The sequence below is a fragment of the Streptomyces caeruleatus genome, from assembly GCF_001514235.1.
GTDB lineage: Bacteria > Actinomycetota > Actinomycetes > Streptomycetales > Streptomycetaceae > Streptomyces > Streptomyces caeruleatus.
Window position 1 is genome coordinate 180,373 of record NZ_KQ948937.1, and the last position, 17,265, is coordinate 197,637.

A 17,265-nucleotide genomic window follows, 5' to 3' on the forward strand; every position below is an offset into this window, starting at 1 on the left:
CTCGGGCTCGCCCCCCGACAATTTCATGAAGGGAACCGGACATGGGTCCCCATCCTGCGGTCGCGGCGATACGCCTGGCGGTCCGCCGCGTCCTCCACGACATCCTCACCGAACACAGCCGCACCGCCGACGCCTCCGCGCCCGGCCGCCCGCGTGCGACCTCGTACGAGCTCGCGCACGCGACGCCGCCCGCGGTGCTGCCCGCGCCATCGACCGGCGCCGCACCCGCCGCGCACGACACGGCGCTCGCACCGCCGTACGAGCTCCCCGGCGCCACCCCGCAGGAACCCCCGCACACCACCCCGCACGAGCGACCCCCCTCCCCGCTCGTGCTCGTGGCGTGCTCCGGCGGCGCCGACTCCATGGCCCTCGCCTCCGCCCTCGCCTTCGAGGCCCGCAAACTCGGCATCCGCGCCGGCGGCATCACCATCGACCACGGTCTTCAGCCCGGCTCCGACCTGCGCGCCGAGGAAGTCGTCCTGCGCATGCGCGAACTCGGCCTCGAACCGGCCGAGTCCGTCGCCGTCACCGTCGGCCGCGCGGGCGGACCCGAGGCAGCCGCCCGCGACGCCCGCTACGCCGCCCTCGACGACGCCGCCGTCCGCCACGGCGCCACCGCCGTCCTGCTCGGCCACACCCGCGACGACCAGGCCGAGACCGTCCTGCTCGGCCTCGCCCGCGGCTCCGGCATCCGCTCCCTGTCCGGAATGGCCGCGGTCTCGGGGGCCGACGGCCGTTACCGCCGCCCCTTCCTCGGACTCGACCGGCAGACCGCCCGCAAGGCCTGCATGGTCCAGTCCCTGCCGGTCTGGGACGACCCGCACAACGCCGACCCCGCGTACACCCGCTCGCGACTGCGCCAGGAGGGCCTGCCCGCCCTGGAGAAGGCACTCGGCAAGGGCGTCGTCGAGGCCCTCGCCCGGACTGCCCAGCTCTCCCGCGACGACGCCGACGCCCTCGACTCCTGGGCCCGCCAGGCCGAGGCCGCCGTACGCGACTCGGCCGGCCTGCTGGAGTGCGCCAAGCTCTACGCGCTGCCGCCCGCCGTACGCCGCCGGATCCTGCGCCGCGCCGCCATCGAGGCCGGAGCACCCGCCGGTGCGCTGTTCGCCCGCCACATCGAGGAAGTCGACCGCCTCATCACCGGCTGGCGCGGCCAGGGAGCCATCAATCTCCCCGGCAAAGTCGTCGCCCAGCGCCAGGGTGGCAGACTGGTGATTCGGCAAGGCTGAAACCGGACCTCCCACCGGCCCCCTCCAGCGGGGTCGCGTGAGCGGCCGGACCGGCCGGTGGGACGACCGAAAGTGATGCGGGTGGACGCGAAAGACATGGGTGCCGACCTCCAGGAGGTACTCATCACCAAGGAAGAGATCGACGCCAAGCTGGTCGAGCTGGCCGCGAAGATCGACGCGGAGTACGCGGGCAAGGACCTGCTCATCGTCGGCGTCCTCAAGGGCGCGGTGATGGTCATGGCGGACCTCGCCCGGGCGCTGTCCACCCCCGTCACCATGGACTGGATGGCGGTGTCGTCGTACGGCGCCGGCACCCAGTCCTCCGGGGTCGTGCGGATCCTCAAGGACCTCGACACCGACATCAAGGGCCGGCACGTCCTGATCGTCGAGGACATCATCGACTCCGGACTGACCCTGTCCTGGCTGATCAACAACCTCGGCTCCCGCGAGCCCGCCTCGCTGAAGGTGTGCACGCTGCTGCGCAAGCCGGACGCCGCGAAGGTCGCCATCGACGTGGAGTGGGTCGGCTTCGACATCCCCAACGAGTTCGTCGTCGGCTACGGCCTCGACTACGCCGAGAAGTACCGCAACCTCCCGTTCGTCGGTACGCTCGCGCCCCACGTCTACGGAGGCTGAGCCCGCCGGTCCGGGCAACCGGACCCGAAGGGCCCAAGCACGTACGAAGATCGGGAACCCCGGCGGGCCTCGCGCCGTTGGAGCATGCAGACGGGCTTGCCAGCCCTCCCGTGCGGCTACGGTCGCCGAAGCTGGGGTACCGTCAGAAGAACTGTCTTATCAAACTCACTATGGCAGGAGGGACGGGGCGACACCGCTCCGTATGGATGGACGTGAAGCGATACTTCCGTGGGCCGGTCATGTGGATCGTGCTGGCCGTCCTTGCCGTGGTCGTGTTGATGCAGGTCGTCGGCTCGTCCGGCGGCTACAAGACGGTGGACACCGGCCAGGTCGTTCAGGCGATCAATGAGAACAAGGTCGAGTCGGTCAAGCTGACCACCGGCGACGAACAGATCGTCAAGGCGCAGCTCAAGGACGGCCAAAAGGTCGAGGGCGCCACTAAGATCCAGGCGAGCTACATCGGCGACCAGGGCGTCGACATCGCCAACACGCTGCAGAACAAGTACCAGCAGAAGCAGATCCCCGACGGCTACACGGTCTCGCCGTCGAAGCAGAACCCGTTCGTCGGCATCCTGCTCTCCCTGCTGCCGTTCGTTCTCATCGTGGTCGTGTTCCTGTTCCTGATGAACCAGATGCAGGGCGGCGGCTCCCGGGTCATGAACTTCGGGAAGTCCAAGGCGAAGCTCATCACCAAGGACACCCCGAAGACGACGTTCTCGGACGTCGCAGGCTCGGACGAGGCCGTCGAGGAGCTCCAGGAGATCAAGGAGTTCCTCCAGGAACCGGCGAAGTTCCAGGCAGTCGGCGCCAAGATCCCCAAGGGCGTACTGCTCTACGGGCCTCCTGGCACCGGTAAGACGCTCCTCGCGCGCGCCGTCGCCGGCGAGGCCGGCGTCCCCTTCTACTCGATCTCCGGTTCCGACTTCGTCGAGATGTTCGTCGGTGTCGGTGCCTCCCGAGTCCGAGACCTGTTCGAGCAGGCCAAGGCGAACGCCCCGGCGATCGTCTTCGTCGACGAGATCGACGCGGTCGGCCGCCACCGCGGCGCCGGCCTCGGCGGCGGTCACGACGAGCGCGAGCAGACCCTGAACCAGCTGCTCGTCGAGATGGACGGCTTCGACGTGAAGGGCGGCGTGATCCTCATCGCCGCCACGAACCGCCCCGACATCCTCGACCCGGCCCTCCTGCGCCCCGGCCGCTTCGACCGCCAGATCGCGGTCGACCGCCCGGACATGCAGGGCCGTCTGGAGATCCTCAAGGTCCACCAGAAGGGCAAGCCGGTCGCCCCGGACGTCGACCTGTCGGCGGTCGCCCGCCGCACGCCGGGCTTCACCGGCGCCGACCTGAGCAACGTCCTCAACGAGGCCGCGCTGCTCACGGCCCGCTCCGACAAGAAGCTCATCGACAACCAGATGCTGGACGAGGCCATCGACCGCGTCGTGGCGGGCCCGCAGAAGCGGACCCGGATCATGTCGGACAAGGAAAAGAAGATCACCGCGTACCACGAGGGCGGACACGCCCTGGTCGCGGCGGCCTCCCCGAACTCCGACCCGGTCCACAAGATCACGATCCTGTCCAGAGGCCGAGCCCTCGGCTACACGATGGTCCTGCCGGACGAGGACAAGTACTCCACGACCCGCAACGAGATGCTGGACCAGCTGGCCTACATGCTGGGCGGCCGCGCGGCCGAGGAGCTCGTCTTCCACGACCCCACCACGGGCGCTGCGAACGACATCGAGAAGGCCACCACCACGGCCCGCGCGATGGTCACGCAGTACGGCATGACCGAGCGCCTCGGTGCTATCAAGTTCGGCGGCGACAACACCGAGCCGTTCCTCGGACGTGAGATGGCTCACCAGCGCGACTACTCGGAAGAGGTCGCCGCGCTGGTGGACGAGGAAGTCAAGAAGCTCATCGAGAACGCGCACAACGAGGCCTGGGAGATCCTGGTCGAGAACCGCGACGTCCTCGACAACCTCGTCCTGCAGCTGCTGGAGAGGGAGACGCTGGGCAAGGAGGAGATCGCCGAGATCTTCGCCCCGATCGTCAAGCGTCCGCCGCGTCCCGCCTGGACCGGCTCCTCCCGCCGCACGCCGTCCACCCGTCCGCCGGTGCTCTCCCCGAAGGAGCTCGCACTGACGAACGGCGCCAACGGCGCGACCCCGGCGATCTCCACCGCCAAGTCGACGCTCACGGACCCCGCCCCGGCGGCCGAGCCGGCCCCCGAGGACCGTCCCGAGAGCTGACACCCAGGCCCTGGTGCCCCTACCAGGCCCGGAATGGATGCCGCGCCCCCCAGGTTTTAGCCTGGGGGGCGCGGCATTTTCGTATGCCCGCAGTTCAGACGCGCACGTGGCCCACACGCGCGCGACCCGCAGAGGAACGAGGCACCACATGACCGACCCCGTGACGCTGGACGGCGAGGGCCGCATCGGCGAGTTCGACGAGAAGCGCGCCGAGAACGCTGTGCGTGAGCTGTTGATCGCGGTCGGAGAGGACCCGGATCGCGAGGGGCTGCGGGAGACGCCGGGGCGGGTGGCGCGGGCGTACAAGGAGATCTTCGCGGGGCTGTGGCAGAAGCCGGAGGACGTGCTGACCACGACGTTCGACATCGGGCACGACGAGATGGTGCTCGTGAAGGATATCGAGGTGTACTCGACCTGTGAGCATCATCTGGTGCCGTTCCGGGGCGTCGCTCACGTCGGATACATTCCGGCCACGTCCGGCAAGATCACCGGGCTGTCCAAGCTGGCCCGGCTGGTGGATGTCTATGCCCGTCGGCCGCAGGTGCAGGAGCGTCTCACCACGCAGATCGCGGACTCCCTGATGGAGATCCTGGAGCCGCGTGGCGTGATCGTGGTCGTGGAGTGCGAGCACATGTGCATGTCGATGCGGGGCATCCGCAAGCCGGGCGCGAAGACCATAACGTCGGCGGTGCGCGGCCAGCTGCGGGACGCGGCGACGCGCAACGAGGCGATGAGCCTGATCATGGCCCGCTGATCACGGCGGGCGCGGGGCGGTGAACCGCCCTCGCCCCGGGCCGGTTCCCAGGCCCTTCAGCCGCTTCAGACCGTCGGCGCCGCCCCCGCCCCATTGTGCTCATCGTCCTCCGGGAGCTTGCACACGCGCTCCAGGAAGACCGCCGCCGCTATCACGCCGATGCCCGCCAGGACGGAGAAGCCGGCGTAGATGGCCTGGTCGCGGCGGGCCGGGATGTCGAGGGACTCCAGGAGGAAGACGCCGGTGCCGCCGTACATGCCGGCGACGAGGGCGGCGACCAGGGCGCTGGCGTGGCCGAAGACGACCGCGCGGGCGGCCATCAGGGGGTCGACGCCCTTGGCCTCGGGGCGGCGTTCGCGCTGGGCCTTGAGGCGGGCGCGGATCGACAGGGCCGTGGCCAGCAGCACCACGGCGATGACCGCCAGGACGATGGGGGCGGCCAGGGGGACGCTGGGCAGGGTCCCGACGGAGTTCCACAGGCGGGCGCCCGCCCAGGACAGGACGCCGGCGACGACGAACACGCCGGCCAGCATCCTGATGCGCAGCTCTCTCACGGTGTCCCTTCAGCTCCCCCGGGTCCCCACGGCGTGTGGGGCCGTCCTGACCTTAACGACTACTCGGGGAGCTGGAGTTCCAGGTCCTTGCGCGGGGTGACGCCGTCCCGGGTGACGCCGGCGAGCAGGTCGGCGACCGTGCCGACGCCGGGCAGCTGGGCCTCGGGCTCCAGGTCGTGCCAGGGGGCGAGGACGAAGGCCCGTTCGTGGGCGCGGGGGTGGGGGAGCGTCAGGGTGGGGTCGTCGGAGACGACGTCGGCGTACGCGACGATGTCGACGTCGAGGGTGCGCGCGCCCCAGCGCTCGTCCCGTACGCGGTGGAAGGCCTCCTCGACCGCGTGCGCCCGCTCCAGGAGCGAGGACGGGGGGAGGGTGGTCTTGAGGACCACGATCGCGTTGAAGTAGGCGGGCTGGGTGCCAGGCTCCACGCCCCAGGGCTCCGTCTCGTACACGGGGGAGACGCCTTTGACGCGCACGCCGGGGGTGTCCTCCAGGGCGTCGATGGCGCCCTGCAGGGTCTCCAGGCGGTTGCCGAGGTTGGCGCCGAGGGAGATCACGGCCCGTTTCGGGTTGTGGAGGGTGGTGTCGGCGGCGTCGACCTGCTCGACGACGGAGACGGGTACCGGCTGTACGGTCGGGTCGCTGGGGCCCTTGATGAAGGGTGCAGTCATACTCGGCTCCGGGTGATGGTGACGGTCACGTCGTCGAAGGGGACCGTGATCGGCGCGTTCGGCTTGTGGACGCGGACCTCGACCTCCTGGACCCCTTCGTGCTTCAGACAGGCCTGGGCGATGCGCTCGGCGAGCGTCTCGATGAGGTTGACCGGTTCGCCCTCGACGACGGCCACGACCTCCTCCGCCACGACGCCGTAGTGCACGGTCTTCGTCAGGTCGTCGTCGGCGGCGGCCGGTCGGGTGTCCAGGCCCAGGACGAGGTCCACGACGAAGGTCTGGCCCTCCTCGCGCTCCTCGGGGAACACGCCGTGGTACCCGCGGGCCTTCAGGCCGCTCAGCGCGACACGATCCACGCGAATCACTCCTGCAATCGTCGGTGACGGCCGGTCGATGCCGTGTGCGGGCGGCACACCGGCCTCGAACGAATCTACCTGCGGGCACTGACAGGGCCGGGCCACGGGGGCGTGGGTCCGGGCCGGGCCGGAGGATTCATCGCGTGTTTCCCCTGGGGAACCCGGCGCCCTCATGGGTTGGTAGCCGCGCCTACCCGCGAAGGCGTGATTCCAACCACTCCTTGGTCCCGGCGGGGTCCCGCGGGGGCCCTTGCGGGTGGCTCCCGCGCGTCGGCCCCCGCGTCGTCCCTGTCCGTCGCCTACCCATTCAGGACGGGGTGTCGTCGTCCTCGGCCTCGTCGTTTTCGGCCAGAACCGGTGAGGCGTGGTGCGACCAGAGCTTCCAGCCGTCGGGCGTGCGCCGGAACACGTTCGTGGCGACCACGAGCTGGCCGACGAGCGGTCCGAGCTCCCCGTCGCCGTCGGGTGCGGGGCCGCCGCTGAGGATGTTCTCGGTGCAGTTCACCAGGGCGGTGTCGCCGGTGACGGAGACGTGTACGTCGGTGAGGAAGAACTGGATGTAGTCGGTGTTCGCCATGATCAGCGCGTACGACCTGAGGACCTCGCCGCGGCCGGTGAGCACCGGCCAGCCGGGGTGCACACAGGAGATCACGCCGGCGTCGGCCGGGTCGTGGTACGTCTCGTCGATGCCCAGGTCGGCCGGGGTGAGCCAGAGCGAGGAGAGCTCTTCGAAGTCGCCGCGCTCCAGTGCCTCGTAGAAGGCGGTGTTGGCGGCCTCGACCTGCTCTACGTCGGTGTGGGGGGCGCTCACCGGGTTCCTTCCGCGGTGTCCGCGCCGGGGGTGTCCGCGCCGGGGGTGCTCTCGGGTGTGCTGCGCGCCCCTTCTATGGCGCGTGCGACGCGCACCGCGTCCGCCGTGGCGCTCACCTCGTGCACGCGCACCGCCCACGCGCCGGCGTGCGCCGCGAGCGCCGATACGGCGGCCGTGGCGGCGTCGCGCTCGCGGGCGGGCGGCGGCGCGCCCTGCGGGCCGGCGAGCACCCGGCCGAGGAAGCGCTTTCGGGAGGCGGCGACGAGGAGGGGGTGGCCGAGGCCGAGGAGGCGGTCGAGGTGGGAGAGGAGGACCAGGTCATGCTCGGCGTCCTTGGAGAAGCCGAGGCCCGGGTCGACGACGACGCGGTCGGGGGCGATGCCGCCGGCGAGAACGGCGTCCACGCGCGCGTGGAGTTCGTCGAGAACCTCGGCGACGACATCGGCGTAGACGCCCCTGACGTTGCCGCCCTCCAGGAAGCCGCGCCAGTGCATGACGACGAAGGGGGCGCCGGCGTCCGCGACGACCGGGATCATCGCGGGGTCGGCGAGGCCGCCGCTGACGTCGTTGACGAGGGCGGCGCCGGCGGCGAGGGCCTGCTCGGCGACGGAGGCGCGCATGGTGTCGACGGAGACGGTGACGCCCTCGGCGGCGAGGCCGCGGACGACGGGGACGACCCGGCGCAGTTCCTCGTCCTCGTCGACCCGGGTGGCGCCGGGGCGGGTGGACTCGCCGCCGACGTCGACCAGGTCGGCGCCCTCCTCGACCAGGGCGAGGCCGTGCTTGACGGCGGACGTCGTGTCGAACCAGCGGCCGCCGTCGGAGAAGGAGTCGGGAGTCACGTTGACGACTCCCATGACCGCGCACCGGTCCCACTGCGGAAGGCCCGCGACGCGCCCGCGTCCGCTCTGCTTGCTCATACGTTCAGCGTAGGCGCTCCGCTGGGAGGGCCGAGCGCTCCACTGTAGGTGCCGGAACAGGTTGGTGGGCGGCTGCGGGCCCGTCGTGGCTGGTCGCGCAGTTCCCCGCGCCCCTTCGGGGCGCTGCCGAACCGTCTGCCACTATGCGGCCCGGACGTCGCGTTCCGCCACCGCGTGGGCGCACGGGCGCGGAGCGGTCGTACGGCGGCGCAGGAAGCGCGGCAGTGCCAGGTTCACGAAACCCTCCGCCTGCATGGCGGCGAAGCCGAGGCGGGGCAGGTCGGCGGAGGCGCGGTAGACCACGAAGCGGGGCTCCCAGCGGGGGCGGAACTTGGCGTTGAACTTGTACAGGGACTCGATCTGGAACCAGCGGGACAGGAAGACCAGCAGGCCTCGCCAGGCGCGCAGCACCGGTCCCGCGCCGATCTTCTCGCCGCGGGCCAGGGCCGAGCGGAACATGGCGAAGTTGAGGGACACGCGCGCGACGGCGAACTTCGGGGCGGCCTGGAGGGCGGCCACGATGAGCAGTTCGTTCATGCCGGGGTCGGCCGAGCGGTCGCGGCGCATCAGGTCAAGGGAGACCCCGTCGGTGCCCCACGGCACGAAGTGGAGGATCGCCTTGAGGTCGCCGTACGGCCCCGGCTCCTCGTCTGCCTTGTGGGCGGTGGCGATCAGACAGTCGCCGTCGGTGGGGTCGCCGATGCGGCCGAGCGCCATGGAGAAGCCGCGCTCGGTGTCGGTGCCGCGCCAGTCGTCGGCGGCGCGGCGGATGCGCTCCAGTTCGGTCTCGCCGAGGTCACGGACGCGCCGTACCCGGGTCTCGTAACCGGCGCGCTCGATGCGCTTGACCATCTGACGTACGTTGCGCATCGCGCGGCCGGTGAGCGAGAAATCCGGGACGTCCACCACCGCCTCGTCGCCCAGTTCGAGGGCGTCGAGCCCGGTCTCGCGGGTCCACACCTCGGCGCCGGTCTCGGAGCAGCCCATGACGGCGGGGGTCCAGGAGTGGGCGCGGGCCTCGTCCATGAAGCGCTCGATGGCGCCGGGCCAGGCCTCGACGTCGCCGATCGGGTCGCCGCTGGCGAGCATCACGCCGGAGACGACGCGGTACGTCACGGCCGCCTTGCCGCTGGGGGAGAAGACGACGGCCTTGTCGCGCCGCAGCGCGAAGTGGCCGAGCGAGTCGCGGGCACCGTGCTTCTCCAGCAGGGCACGCAGGCGTGCCTCGTCGTCCTCGGTGAGGCGTGCGGCGGGGTGTTCGGGGCGGAAGGCGAGGTAGATCGTGGTGACCGCGGTGATCCAGCCGAGGGCGCCGAGGGAGAAGGCGACCGTCCAGGAGGTGTTGCCCTGGTAGTCGACGGGGCCCTCGAAGCCGAACAGGCCGTACAGGACGTGCGTGATGCGGTCGGCCAGGCTGGGGTCGCCGACCAGGGTGTTCGGGTGGGCGCTGACGATGATCAGGCCGAGGGCGAGTGAACCGGCGCCCATGAGGATGAAGTTGGCGAGCGCCCGCCACCTGCTGCGCGGGTCGGGCAGGGCCCTGAACTGGTCGCGGTGGATCAGCAGGGGTGCCAGCAGCGCCAGTGAGATGAGGACGCCCACCACGGAGTGGCGGTACGTGAACTGCGCCACCGCGCCGGCCGGCAGCAGGACGACGGCGGCCCGCCAGGCCCGCCGCTTGCCCCGCTTGAGGCCGTGGGCGAGCAGGAGCAGCAGCACACCGGCGCTCAGCGACAGCGCGGCCGCGAACGGGCCCGTCGAGCCCGGCAGCACCTCGGCGATGGCGTGCATACGGCTGTGCCGGAACCGCGGGAAGACGCCCGCGGCGATGTCCAGCAGCCCCACCAGGGCGCAGGCCCTGCCGACGAGGACCGGAACGGCCTCCGGCCGCGGGCCGCGGAGCAGATGCCGTACTCGGCCCGGCAGGTGCCCTGCCTGGCTTGATCGTTGGGGAACCCCACCCGACATTTCCACATCTGTCCTGACAGACATCGCATCCCATTAGTTCTGCGAGAGACCTTGGATCCGGTGCCGATTCGGGCATCCGGCGACATTGCGCCCTCTAGGACGGTGTCTCGAGGGGAGAGGTTCACTCCGCTCCCCAAAACCGTTTCAAAGGCCAAGGAAAGTCCGGGGCAAGCCCTTGCGAAGGAGCGGGGGAGGCAGCGCGGGGGAAGCGTGGGACCGGGCGGAAAGCGCGAACAGGTAACCATCGATGGGTCTCACGAGCGACAAGGTGCTGGCACTGGCGGTGCTGGGCGCCCTAGGGCTGTTCGTCGGCACGGTCTGGCTGTGGCCACGGCTGGCGCGGCGCGGCTGGCGGGCGGTGAGCGGCCGCGTAGGCCTGCTCCTGTCCACGCAGTTGATGCTTTTCACGGCGGTCGGTCTCGCCGCCAACCAGGCCTTCGGCTTCTACGCCACCTGGGCCGACCTCTTCGGACAGGAGAAGGGCCAGGGCGTGGTGGTGGACCACACGCCGGCCGGCGGGCCACTGAAGGTCGTGGACACCCGACGGGTCCCGGGGGCCGCCAGTGCGCGGCCGCAGTTGGGCGGGCAGATCCAGAAGATCGCCGTCGTGGGCCGTATGTCACACATCGCCACGCCCGCGTACGTGTATCTGCCGCCGGAGTACTTCCAGCCGCGGTACCGCACCCGCACGTTCCCGGCGGCGGTCGTGCTGACCGGGTATCCCGGAACGGCCGAGGCGCTGGTGGACAAACTCGACTATCCGCGTACGGCCGCGCGGCTCGTCGAGGACGGTCGTATGCAGCCGATGATCCTCGTGATGATGCGGCCGACCGTGGCGCCGCCCAGGGACACGGAGTGCGTGGACATTCCCGGCGGCCCGCAGACCGAGACGTTCTTCGCCCAGGACCTGCCCGATGCCGTGAGCGGCCAGTACAGGGTGGCCCGCGGGCAGGGCGGTTGGGGCATCATCGGCGACTCCACGGGCGGCTACTGCGCGCTGAAACTCGCCATGCACCACCCGCGCGTGTACGCCGCCGGGGCGGGCCTTTCCGCCTACTACAACGCGCCGAACGACCCCACCACCGGCGATCTCTTCCACGGCGACAAGGAACTGCGCAATCGCGCGAACCTGTGGTGGTACCTCAAGCACATGCCTGCTCCGGACACTTCACTGCTTGTCAGCAGCAGCAAAGTTGGAGAATCCAACTACAAGGCCACGTTGAAGTTCATTGAACGCGTGAAGGCCACGAAGCTGACTCGGATCTCGTCGATCATCCTCGAAAGCGGAGGGCACAACTTCAACACCTGGCGGCGCGAGATTCCGGGGACGCTGGAGTGGATGAGCGGGCGGCTGGGGGGCAGGTGACTCGGCCCGCGAGGCTTTTTGATCTTGGTTCTTGGTCAATTCGGTGACAGATCTGATTCCTGATGCCGGATGAACGACTCGGGATGGCTGCGTTTTTACGGGGCGGGGCGCCAAGATTCGCCTACGCGCGGTAAGTTTCTGGCCATGCCACGTGGACGTCACCGTCATTCACCGCCCTTGCACAGGCTGCTGCCCCCGTCGGCGATAGCAGGCGTATCCGTCGTCTGCGCCCTTGCGCCGTGGGTGTTCACCGAGCCCCTGGTGCTGCGCGGCCTGGCCGCGGCCGCCGCGGCGACGGCGGTCGTCGGCGCGGTCGTCATGCGTCGCTGGGACACGCAGGCGGGCAAGCAGGTCGCCGACCTCACGCGCGCGCGTGCGAGCGACGAGTGGCGGCACGAGGAGCGGGTCGCGGAGCTGGAGAGCGACCTCGACGAGTCGCGCGAGCTGCGCGTGAAGCTGGAGCAGCGACTGCGGGCCAAGCGGACGGAGCTCGCCGGGCTGCGCAACGAGCACGCCTCGCTGCTGCGCCGGTACGCCACGGCGGAGACCGAGCGGGCGAGCGTCCTGGAGGAGCGCCGGGTCCTGGAGATAGAGGCGGCCACGCCCGCGCGTGCGTTGCCGCCGGTTCCGGTCGCGAAGGGCTCCGCCGAGAACGCGGAGGTTTCTGAGGGCGCGGAGAACGGCGAGGGCGCCGAGGACAAGGCGGCGGCTCCCGCGGTCTTCTCCCCGGAGGGGTCCCGGCTGTTCCTGCGGGCCAAGGAGGCGCTGGCGCGGTTCGACGACGAGGCCCCGGTGACGCCGGAGGGGGACGGCTCCGAGCAGGACGCCGAGTCCTCGAAGGAGCCGCAGGACTCGAACCCCTCCAAGGACTCGAACCCCTCCAAGGACTCGAACCCCTCCAAGGACTCGAACGCCCCCAAGGAATCGAACGCCCCCGAGGACGAGTTCCCGAAGGACCACCCGCCGAAGAACGACCCCCCGAAGGGCGACGCGCCCTCCGACGGCGAGTCCGTGAAGGCCGGTTCGGGCGCCACCGAGGCCCGCGCCACCGAGGCCCGCGCCACCGAGCCCGCCGGCTCCGGAGCGTCCGAGAAGGAACCCGCGCTGGAGGACGACGCCCAGGGGAAGCCCGAGGCGGCCGACGGGCACGAGCGCGCGGCCGCCAGCACCCCGGCAGGCGCCCTCACCCCGGCCGCCCAGTCCGCCCTGCCCGCGGCCCAGCAGCCGTCGGGGCACTTCATCGCGCCGACCGCCGTGGCCGTCGTACCTTCGACGCCCGCACGGCGTCCGGCGGTCGAGGGCGACTTCGACTTCTTCGGTACGAAGAAGGGGGCCGTGCCCTCCGCGCTGGAGTCCGTCCAGAACGAGGACCTCGCCGACGTCGTGGGCCAGGAGGCCCTCGCGCTCCACAAGGCCGAGTCCGAGGCGGAGTTCAAGCCGGCGGACGAGGAGGCCCGGGGCATCGGCCAGGTCATCGATCTGACGGCGCACGACGAGACGGAACAGATCGATGTGCAGGGGCTGCGCAGCGCGGTTTCCTGACGCTCCCGACCGGGCCCAGGCCGGGCGGACGACGGGACTTGCGGACACGACCTAGGCCATCCACCGGTCCGGCCGTGCGTCCCTGCGGCCCGTGCGGGACCTCTCCGCCTGTGCCCGCAGCAGCTCCGCGGCCTCCTGGGCGTCCCTCAGACGGGCGGTCACGGTCTTGTTGGCCCCCGTGTCCAGGTGGACGTCGGCGACGCCCCACAGCCGCTCCCACGGCCCCTGGGCCAGCCGTACGCTCTGGACCTTCGCGTGCGGCACGAGCGCCAGGCTCCGGCGCAGGAGGCCGGTCCGGGCGACGAAGACCGCGTCCGTGACGGCGAGGCCGTACCCGCGCCACCACACCGGCACGCACCGGCCCGCCCGCCGCGGCGGACGCGACAGGGCGGCGCGCGGCGGGACGGTCGCGCCGGGCAGCACGCGCGCGACGACCGACGCGGCGATCTCGCGCGGGGCGACCGGCAGCAGGACCGAGTTGGACGAGCCCGCCACGTCGAGCTCCACCCGCACCCAGCCGCGCCGCCGCCACAGCAGCGGCTCGACGATGCGCACGGTCTGCACACGGCCCGGCGGCACCGTCTCGTGCGCGCGGTCGAGCAGACCGTGGTCGAGGCGCAGCCCGTCCGGGGACTCGCCCACCGTCCAGTCGTACTCCGCGACGAACCGCCCCACACTGCTCGCGCCCGCCGCGCCGAACAGCGGCACGGCGGTCGCGAGGACCGACCACGCGCTCTCCGTGACCAGCCAGAGGATCGTCGGTACGACGACGGCGGCGGCCAGCGTTCCCCAGGTGGCGCCGGTCAGGACCAGGGATACGGCCAGGACGCCCGGCGGCACGCGCAGCAGCTCCTGGGACGGCGCCTCGCCCACCTCGTGCGCCGTCTCGGGCGCGAAACCGGCGGCGCGCGCGAGGAGTTCCGCGCGCAGCGCACGCGCCTCGTCCGCGCCCAGGAAGGCGAGTTCGTCCTTCTTGTCCGTGCCTATGACATCGAGTTTGAGCTTCGAGACGCCCGCCACGCGCGCGAGCAGCGGCTGGGTGATGTCGATGGCCTGGATGCGTTCCAGCCGGATGTGCGCGGTGCGCCGGTACACCAGCCCGGTGCGGATCCGCAGCTCGCTGTCGGTCACCGCGAAATGCGTGAACCACCAGGTCAGGAAGCCGTACAGGGCGGCTGCCGGGACGAGTACGGCGAGGGCGACCAGGATCGTGGTGGTGGTCAGCCGGGTCAGCTGGCGCTGTGCCTGGTCGGGGTCGTGCACCGCCCAGCCGATCAGCACGGCGACCGGCGCCCACGCGCGCCTGAGCGGCGTCACGGGGTGCAGCCGCCGATCCGTCACAGACCGCCTCTCGCCCACGGCGTCGTCGACGCCCGGCGCCGTCACAGGCCGGCCGATCGGGCCTCGCCCAGCTCGGTGAGCCGGTCGCGCAGCCGTTCCGCCTCCGCCGGGTCGAGGCCGGGGATCGTGGCGTCGGTCGCGGCGGCGGCCGTGTGCAGCTGCACGCTGGCCAGCCCGAAGTGCCGCTCGACGGGCCCCGACGTGACCTCGACCAGCTGCATCCGGCCGTACGGCACGACCGTCTCCTCGCGCCACAGCACGCCCCGGCTGATCAACAGGTCGTCGGCGCGCTCGGCGTACCGCCACGAACGCCAGTTGCGGCCGAGCATCACCCAGCCCCAGGCGATCACCGCCAGGGGCAGCAGCGAGAAGGCGGCCCAGCCCGGGCCGACGAGCAGACCGAGCAGCAGGCCGAGCCCGACCGCCAGCAGCCCCAGCCACACCACCAGCAGCAGTCGGCGCATCCGGAGCAGCCCCGGTGGCAGCCCGGTCCACCCCGGCTCGTCCGCCTCCCGATCGTCCCCCGTCGTCCCCGTCGTCCCCGTCGTCCCCGTGTTGTCCGGGCTCCCCGTCTCCATGAGGCCAGCGTACGTAGGAGAGACTGTGTCCATGACTCCTACGACGGAGACCATGGTCGGTATCGGCGGCGCCGCGGAGAGCACCGACATGGTGCTCAACATCGGTCCCCAGCACCCGTCCACGCACGGCGTGCTGCGCCTCAAGCTCGTCCTGGACGGCGAGCGCATCCAGCACGCGGAGCCGGTGATCGGCTACATGCACCGCGGCGCCGAGAAGCTCTTCGAGGCCCGTGACTACCGCCAGATCATCATGCTCGCCAACCGCCACGACTGGCTGTCGGCCTTCTCCAACGAGCTGGGTGTCGTCCTCGCCGTGGAGCGCATGCTCGGCATGGAGGTGCCCGAGCGGGCGGTGTGGACGCGGACGCTGCTCGCGGAGCTCAACCGGGTGCTCAACCACCTGATGTTCCTGGGGTCGTACCCGCTGGAGCTGGGTGGGATCACGCCGATCTTCTACGCCTTCACCGAGCGCGAGGAACTCCAGCACGTCATGGAGGAGGTCTCCGGCGGGCGCATGCACTACATGTTCAACCGGGTCGGCGGTCTGAAGGAGGACCTGCCGGCCGGGTGGACCACGCGCGCGCGTACCGCCGTCGCCGACGTGCGCTCCCGCATGGACCGGTTCGACGACCTGGTCCTCGGCAACGAGATCTTCCGGGGGCGTACGCGGGGCGTGGGCGCCCTCACACCGCAGGCCGTGCACGCGTACGGCGTGAGCGGGCCGATCGCGCGCGCCTCCGGCGTGGACTTCGACCTGCGCCGGGACGAGCCCTATCTCGCCTACGGCGAGCTCGGGGACGTCCTGAAGGTGGTGACCCGCGAGGAGGGCGACTGCCTCGCCCGGTTCGAGTGCCTGCTGGAGCAGACCCACAACGCCCTCGACCTCGCCGACGCCTGCCTCGACCGGCTCGCCGAGCTGCCGCCCGGACCGATCAACCAGCGGCTGCCCAAGGTGCTCAAGGCGCCCGAGGGCCACACGTACGCGTGGACCGAGAACCCGCTCGGCATCAACGGCTACTACCTCGTCAGCAAGGGCGAGAAGACGCCGTACCGGCTGAAGCTGCGCTCGGCCTCGTACAACAACATCCAGGCGCTGGTCGAGCTGCTGCCGGGGACGCTGGTCGCGGACATGGTGGCGATCCTGGGGTCGATGTTCTTCGTGGTGGGGGACATCGACAAGTAGGGGGCTGTCCGTTCGGAGAGCAGGGGGGGCGTTCGGAGAGCGGGGGTCCGTTCGGAAGCGGGGGTCCGTTCGGAATTCCAACCGTCTCGGCCGCTCAGTCCGCCAGTACGTCCGGAATTCCAACCCGCTGCACCAGCCACCCGAAGTCCCCGAGCCCGCCCGACGCCGTCAGCTCGGCGGCCTCGCCCGCGGTCGCGAGGGCTCGTACGTACTCGGCGGGGCGGGTCGAGGCCAGTTCCAGCGGGGGCCGTGCGCCCGTGATGCCCAGCGAGCGCAGGGCGGCACGCTGGGACAGCAGGCGCGCGCCGGGCAGTGCGCACGCGTCCAGCGCCACATGCGCCGTGATGTCGCACGAGCCGTCCGGCACGGGCGCCGTCCCGCGGCCCTCGCGGAAGCCGGTGAGGGTGCCGAAGGCCGGCCGCGTCGCCGCCGTGTGCGCGTAGTCCACGGCGACGGCCAGGCCCCGGTCGAGAGCCGACACGGCGCCGGCCCAGGCCTCGTCCCGCGGCAGCCCGATCTCGGCCCGCGTGCCCTCGGCGGCGCTCGCCGACGGCCACCATCGCGCGAGCCACTCGGACTCCGCACCGGCGACCGGCTCCCCGAGGCGCTCGGTCCCGTCCCGCCGTACCAGCACCAGGCGCGGTACGCCCGCGGAGTCCACCTCCGCGACCTCCAGCGGCACGTTGTCCAGCCACTCGTTGGCGAACAGCAGGCCTGTGATCCGGCGCGGCGGCTCGGGCAGCCACTCGATCCGGTGGTCGAGGGTTCCCGGCCGGTCGGCGAGCTCCACGGCGTACGCACGCGTGCGTGCCGCCACCTCGGCGGGCAGGGCGGCCAGCACGCCGGTCACCAGCTCGCCGCGCCCCGCCGCCATGTCGACGAAGTCGAGCGAGACGGGCCGGCCCAGCGCCTCGTCGACCCGGCACAGCAGCCGGGCCACGGCGCCGGCGAAGAGCGGCGAGGCGTGGACGGACGTACGGAAGTGGCCGGCCGGTCCCTCGGGCCGGCGGTAGAAGCCGTCCGGACCGTAGAGGGCGGCTTCCGCCGCCGCACGCCACCCGCACCACTCACCCGTCGCCTCTGCTGTCACCGGCCCAGGCTAGACAG

Annotated in this window: 16 protein-coding genes; 7 read left to right on the plus strand and 9 right to left on the minus strand. The window is 71.5% G+C overall.

Annotated features, from left to right (window positions below; all coding sequences use genetic code 11):
* Nucleotides 1-41: 41 nt before the first annotated feature.
* From tilS to folE, 4 genes are all read left to right on the plus strand, one after another.
* Nucleotides 42-1,232, plus strand: coding sequence for a tRNA lysidine(34) synthetase TilS (gene tilS, locus AQJ67_RS35015; RefSeq protein WP_062723366.1), 1,191 nt, complete (start codon nucleotides 42-44; stop codon nucleotides 1,230-1,232).
* A 75-nt stretch (nucleotides 1,233-1,307) separates the two neighbouring features.
* Nucleotides 1,308-1,868 carry a hypoxanthine phosphoribosyltransferase gene (gene hpt, locus AQJ67_RS35020; protein WP_062723367.1) on the plus strand — a complete coding sequence of 187 codons (561 nt, stop codon included), beginning with the start codon at nucleotides 1,308-1,310 and terminating at the stop codon, nucleotides 1,866-1,868.
* A gap of 206 nt (nucleotides 1,869-2,074) precedes the next feature.
* A complete protein-coding gene (gene ftsH / locus AQJ67_RS35025; RefSeq protein ID WP_062723368.1) occupies nucleotides 2,075-4,114 on the plus strand; it encodes an ATP-dependent zinc metalloprotease FtsH in 2,040 nt (679 codons plus the stop codon).
* A gap of 148 nt (nucleotides 4,115-4,262) precedes the next feature.
* Nucleotides 4,263-4,868, plus strand: coding sequence for a GTP cyclohydrolase I FolE (gene folE / locus AQJ67_RS35030; RefSeq protein WP_062723369.1), 606 nt, complete (start codon nucleotides 4,263-4,265; stop codon nucleotides 4,866-4,868).
* Between the two features lie 65 nt (nucleotides 4,869-4,933).
* Here folE and AQJ67_RS35035 read toward each other — a convergent pair whose 3' ends face one another.
* The 6 genes from AQJ67_RS35035 to AQJ67_RS35060 all read right to left on the minus strand — a co-directional run bounded on the left by AQJ67_RS35035 (nucleotide 4,934) and on the right by AQJ67_RS35060 (nucleotide 10,148).
* Nucleotides 4,934-5,422, minus strand: coding sequence for a DUF3180 domain-containing protein (locus AQJ67_RS35035; RefSeq protein WP_062723370.1), 489 nt, complete (start codon nucleotides 5,420-5,422; stop codon nucleotides 4,934-4,936).
* Between the two features lie 59 nt (nucleotides 5,423-5,481).
* On the minus strand, nucleotides 5,482-6,093 hold the full coding sequence (gene folK, locus AQJ67_RS35040; RefSeq protein WP_062723371.1) for a 2-amino-4-hydroxy-6-hydroxymethyldihydropteridine diphosphokinase: 612 nt from the start codon (nucleotides 6,091-6,093) through the stop codon (nucleotides 5,482-5,484).
* Nucleotides 6,090-6,449 carry a dihydroneopterin aldolase gene (folB, locus tag AQJ67_RS35045; RefSeq protein WP_062723372.1) on the minus strand — a complete coding sequence of 120 codons (360 nt, stop codon included), beginning with the start codon at nucleotides 6,447-6,449 and terminating at the stop codon, nucleotides 6,090-6,092. The genes folK and folB overlap by 4 nt, the downstream gene beginning before the upstream one ends.
* Nucleotides 6,450-6,756: 307 nt before the next feature.
* Complete coding sequence (locus tag AQJ67_RS35050) at nucleotides 6,757-7,260, minus strand: nuclear transport factor 2 family protein (RefSeq protein ID WP_062723373.1); 504 nt, start codon at nucleotides 7,258-7,260, stop codon at nucleotides 6,757-6,759.
* On the minus strand, nucleotides 7,257-8,180 hold the full coding sequence (gene folP, locus AQJ67_RS35055) for a dihydropteroate synthase (protein WP_062723374.1): 924 nt from the start codon (nucleotides 8,178-8,180) through the stop codon (nucleotides 7,257-7,259). Before folP ends, AQJ67_RS35050 begins: the two co-directional genes overlap by 4 nt.
* Nucleotides 8,181-8,321: 141 nt before the next feature.
* Nucleotides 8,322-10,148, minus strand: a complete 1,827-nt coding sequence (locus AQJ67_RS35060; RefSeq protein ID WP_062723375.1) for a phosphatidylglycerol lysyltransferase domain-containing protein — start codon at nucleotides 10,146-10,148, stop codon at nucleotides 8,322-8,324.
* A gap of 247 nt (nucleotides 10,149-10,395) precedes the next feature.
* On the opposite strand from AQJ67_RS35060, the gene AQJ67_RS35065 reads away from it, so the two are divergent.
* Entirely contained in the window at nucleotides 10,396-11,514 is a 1,119-nt protein-coding gene (locus AQJ67_RS35065; protein ID WP_062723376.1) for an alpha/beta hydrolase, read from the plus strand.
* 144 nt (nucleotides 11,515-11,658) lie between these two features.
* Entirely contained in the window at nucleotides 11,659-13,056 is a 1,398-nt protein-coding gene (locus AQJ67_RS35070) for a hypothetical protein (protein ID WP_167366245.1), read from the plus strand.
* Between the two features lie 51 nt (nucleotides 13,057-13,107).
* On the opposite strand, the gene AQJ67_RS35075 is transcribed toward AQJ67_RS35070, so the two are convergent.
* Entirely contained in the window at nucleotides 13,108-14,442 is a 1,335-nt protein-coding gene (locus tag AQJ67_RS35075) for a PH domain-containing protein (protein ID WP_062723377.1), read from the minus strand.
* A complete protein-coding gene (locus AQJ67_RS35080; protein WP_062723378.1) occupies nucleotides 14,439-14,975 on the minus strand; it encodes a PH domain-containing protein in 537 nt (178 codons plus the stop codon). Before AQJ67_RS35080 ends, AQJ67_RS35075 begins: the two co-directional genes overlap by 4 nt.
* Nucleotides 14,976-15,006: 31 nt before the next feature.
* Between AQJ67_RS35080 and AQJ67_RS35085 the strand changes: the two genes are divergently transcribed.
* Entirely contained in the window at nucleotides 15,007-16,158 is a 1,152-nt protein-coding gene (locus AQJ67_RS35085; RefSeq protein WP_062723379.1) for an NADH-quinone oxidoreductase subunit D, read from the plus strand.
* A gap of 94 nt (nucleotides 16,159-16,252) precedes the next feature.
* Here AQJ67_RS35085 and AQJ67_RS35090 read toward each other — a convergent pair whose 3' ends face one another.
* Complete coding sequence (locus AQJ67_RS35090; RefSeq protein WP_062723380.1) at nucleotides 16,253-17,248, minus strand: SAM-dependent methyltransferase; 996 nt, start codon at nucleotides 17,246-17,248, stop codon at nucleotides 16,253-16,255.
* Nucleotides 17,249-17,265 lie beyond the last annotated feature (17 nt).